Below are 1,278 nucleotides of genomic sequence, written 5' to 3'. Positions count from 1 at the left end.
AACCCGTATTCTATGGAAAAATCAAGAAAAAAGGCGATTATTTACGCGGCTTGGTGATATTCTTTTATGTAAGGCCTGTCGTTTAAAACCGCTGCAAAAGCTCGGCTCACTAATTTGCTTCTGAGAGCGTTTAATACAGAAGAATGATGCTTGCCTTCTTTCATTCGGCGATCATAATAACGCTTAAACTCATTGTCTTTTTTAATGGTATTTAAGGCGCACATCGTTAATAAAGCCTTTAATTTCTTATTGGCTAAATGACTGACTTTAGACTTTCCTTTGAGCGAACTGCCGGAAGAATTTTCAAATGGCGCCAAACCGCAATAACAGGCAAACTTGCGAGAATCTGTAAATAAGGTAAACCCTTGGGTGGTGACAACGATCAACATAGCAGTTTGAACGCCGATGCCATGCACGGATTTAACCAGCTGGTATTGTCTTTGGAGTTTGGCATCCTCCCGAATAATTACTAATAACTTTTCATCGATGAGACGGATCTTCGCCCGGTGCTCTTTGATCAGGGCTGCTCTTATTTTCAAGGTAAAGCTTGCCGTTTCCTTATCAAATGCATTCAATTCTGTACAAGTACTTTTCAACGCAGTTTGATGTTTAAGCAACTGTTTCCTGCACGAAATAAGGTTTTTAAGTGTGGTCAGCGTTTTACTGGGTAACTGATACAATATTGCCTTGCTACGATGAAGAAATGCGTATTGGGCAATTTGCAGGGCATCTGCCTTATCAGACTTTCCTCTTTTAAGCCCTAATGACCGCTTCAATCTCAACGGATTCTCGATCCATAACTTGCCCTGCTGTTGGCTGAAGAAGGTACATAGAGGAAGGGTGTAAAGCCCTGTGTCTTCCGCACAAAACAGCATCTCCTGAAATGATACAGCGGTTAATGAAGCGATCCAGTTCAGCATTTCCAGGCAACCTTTTTTGTTGTTTTCAAAGCATTGATGATACGCCTGATCGGGTGCCTGGCTTAAGAAAAACACAACATCTGTTTTCTTTTTTGAGATGTCAATCCCAGCAAATAGTTTGTAATTCATAACTTTAGGTTTTAGTGAAAATAACCTTGCTGTTGAATAAAACTGAATCCCTTAAAAGTCCTTGAAGACTATAATTCTATATAGTTCTTGTTCAACAAAATGACGGAGGTCTGATACGGGTTTTAGATCGCCAATCTAGATCGCGACGCATAGTTCACCTCCGTCATTAAGGTTATTGGTAATCCGTAATTTCTTGACTTTTTATCACTTTTCAAACCTAAGGGATTGC

The 1,278-nt window shown here is 40.1% G+C and carries 1 protein-coding gene; it reads right to left on the bottom strand.

The window, feature by feature from the left end; all coding sequences use genetic code 11:
- Positions 1-41: 41 nt before the first annotated feature.
- On the bottom strand, positions 42-1,049 hold the full coding sequence (locus GS399_RS20530) for an IS110 family RNA-guided transposase (protein WP_160846534.1): 1,008 nt from the start codon (positions 1,047-1,049) through the stop codon (positions 42-44).
- Positions 1,050-1,278: the final 229 nt, after the last annotated feature.

The organism is Hufsiella arboris, assembly GCF_009834875.1.
Taxonomy (GTDB): Bacteria; Bacteroidota; Bacteroidia; order Sphingobacteriales; family Sphingobacteriaceae; genus Hufsiella_A; species Hufsiella_A arboris.
The sequence above is the reverse complement of the archived record's forward strand: the minus strand, read 5'-3'. Positions and strand labels throughout refer to the sequence as shown.

Excerpts from the sequence above, each read along its gene's own strand:
- GS399_RS20530 (WP_160846534.1), bottom strand. The coding sequence starts at position 1,049 with ATGAATTACAAACTATTTGCTGGGATTGACATCTCAAAAAAGAAAACA.